2 protein-coding genes are annotated in these 2,425 nt (G+C 75.3%); both read left to right on the forward strand.

From position 1 onward, the window contains the following. The first annotated feature begins 119 nt into the window (after nt 1-119). Nucleotides 120-1,391, forward strand: coding sequence for an NAD(P)/FAD-dependent oxidoreductase (locus E1283_RS35300; protein ID WP_132822247.1), 1,272 nt, complete (start codon nt 120-122; stop codon nt 1,389-1,391). A 121-nt stretch (nt 1,392-1,512) separates the two neighbouring features. Continuing rightward, the coding region (locus tag E1283_RS35305) for a nitroreductase family protein (protein ID WP_243745328.1) at nt 1,513-2,425 on the forward strand (913 nt) is incomplete at its 3' end.

Here is a 2,425-nt window from a genome sequence, read left to right on the forward strand (position 1 = left end):
GGGTGGGGTGCTCTTTTGGTCCCCGCCCTTTTGCGGGCACCCCTGGTCGGGGCAGGCTCCTGGGAGATCCGCACCCGGAGCGTTCGGGGAGCGGTAGGCACACGCTCGGGAGGCGTTGCGTGGACGGAGCACACCGGACGTTTCTGATCATCGGCGGCGGCCTCGCCGGGGCCAAGGCGGCCCAGACACTGCGGGAGGAGGGGTTCTCGGGGCGGGTGATACTGATCGGCGACGAGCACGAGCACCCCTACGAGCGGCCCCCGCTCTCCAAGGAGTACCTCCTCGGCCGCGCCGAGCGGAACAGCGTCTACGTGCACGAGCCGGCCTGGTACGCGCACCACCGGGTCGAACTGCACCTCGGCCAGCCGGCCGTGGCCATCGACCGCCGGGCCCGCGAGGTCAGGCTGGGCGACGGCACCCGGCTCTCCTACGACGCGCTGCTGCTCGCCACCGGCGCCGAGCCGCGCCGGCTCGACGTGCCGGGCACCTCACTGGCCGGCGTGCACCACCTGCGGCGGCTCGCCCACTCCGACCACCTGCGCGGCGTGCTGACCGGCGGGCCGGCGGGGGAGGACCCCGGGCTGGTGATCGCCGGCGCCGGCTGGATCGGCCTCGAGGTCGCCGCGGCCGCCAGAACCCTGGGCGTGCCGGTCACCGTCGTCGAGCCGGAGCCCACCCCGCTGCACCGGGTGCTCGGCCCCGAGCTCGGCCGGTTCTTCACCGACCTGCACGTCGAGCACGGCGTCGAGTTCGTCTTCGGCTCCCGGCTCACCGAGATCACCGGCCGGGACGGCATGGTCGCCGGCGTCCGCACCGACGACGGCCGCGAGCTGCCGGCCCGCGCCGTGCTCGCCGCCATCGGCGCCGCGCCCCGCACGGCGCTCGCCGAGGCCGCGGGGCTGACGCTCGTCGACCGGGCCGAGGGCGGCGGCATCGCCGTGGACGCCTCGCTGCGCAGCAGCGACCCGCTGATCTTCGCCGCCGGGGACGTCGCCTCCCTCACCCTCCCCGCGCCGGAGGGCGGCCGGCGCCGGGTCGAGCACTGGGCCAACGCCCTCAACTCGGGCCCGGCCGCCGCCCGCGCCATGCTGGGCCAGGACGTCAGCTACGACCGGGTGCCCTACTTCTTCACCGACCAGTACGACGTCGGGCTCGAGTACTCCGGCTGGGCCCCGCCCGGCGACTACGACCAGGTGGTGTACCGCGGGGACGTGGCCAAGCGCGCGTTCATCGCCTTCTGGCTGCGCGAGGGCCGGGTGCTCGCCGGCATGAACGTGAACGTCTGGGACGTCACCGAGCCCGTCCAGCGCCTGATCAGATCCGCCGGGCCGGTGGACGTCGCGGCCCTGGCCGACCCCGAGAAGCCGCTGGCCTCGGTGCTCGCCGACTGAGGGCGCGCGCCGACCGGGTCGTACGCCGCGTACTCGCGGCGTACGACCGTATGGGCTAGCCTGAAAAAGGAGACTTATAAGACAAAACGGGTGATGGAGGATGGCTGGCGGAAGGGGCCGTGTGCGGGCGAACCCCTCGGGGGACACCCCGGGACAGCAGACCGTGACCTCCCTGGTCAGGGCGGCCACCGCGGCCCCCTCGCTGCACAACGCCCAGCCCTGGCGCTTCCGCTACCTGAGCGAGAGCGGCGTCGTCGAGGTCCGCGCCGCCCTCGACCACGTCCTGCCGCACTCCGACCCGCACGGGCGCGCGCTGCACATGGGGTGCGGCGCCGCCCTGCTCAACCTTCGGGTCGCCGCCGCCCACGCCGGTATCCGCGCCGACACGGCCCTGCTGCCCGACCGCTACGACCCGCGGCTGCTCGCCACCGTCACGCTGAGCCGGGAAGCGGTGGGCGAGGGGGAGGGCGAGGTCGAGCTCGGCGACCTCTACGACGAGATCCGGCGCCGCCGCACCAGCCGGCTGCCCTTCGGGGGCGAGCGGGTGCCCGACCTCGTCCGCGCCTCCCTGCGGGACGCCGCCGAGCGCGAGGGCGCCCAGCTGCACTTCCCCTCCAGCTGGCACACCGAGACCGTGCTCGACCTGATCCACGACGCCGAGGGCCGCGACCAGGCCGACCCGGGCCGCTCCGCCGAGCTGTCCCAGTGGACCGAGGCCCCGCCGGGGCACGACTTCGTCGGCCGCCCCGTCCCCGCCGAGCCGCACTCCACCGTCGCCGAAGCCGACGGCACACCGCAGCTCGCCCTCCTCGGCACCGCCGAGGACCGCCCCGCCGACTGGGTCCGGGCCGGCCAGGCGATGGAGCGGGTGCTGCTGCTCGCCACCGGCGAGGGCCTGTCCACCGCGCTCAGCTCCGAGGCCGTCGAGTGGTCCGACCTGCGCTGGACGGTGCGCGACCCGCTCTCCGCCATGGGGCAGGTGCACGTGGTGCTGCGCTTCGGCTACGGACCGCCCGTGCCCGCCACCCCCCGCC

Origin of the sequence: Streptomyces hainanensis, assembly GCF_004348415.1 — a bacterium.
Lineage (GTDB): Bacteria > Actinomycetota > Actinomycetes > Streptomycetales > Streptomycetaceae > Streptomyces > Streptomyces hainanensis.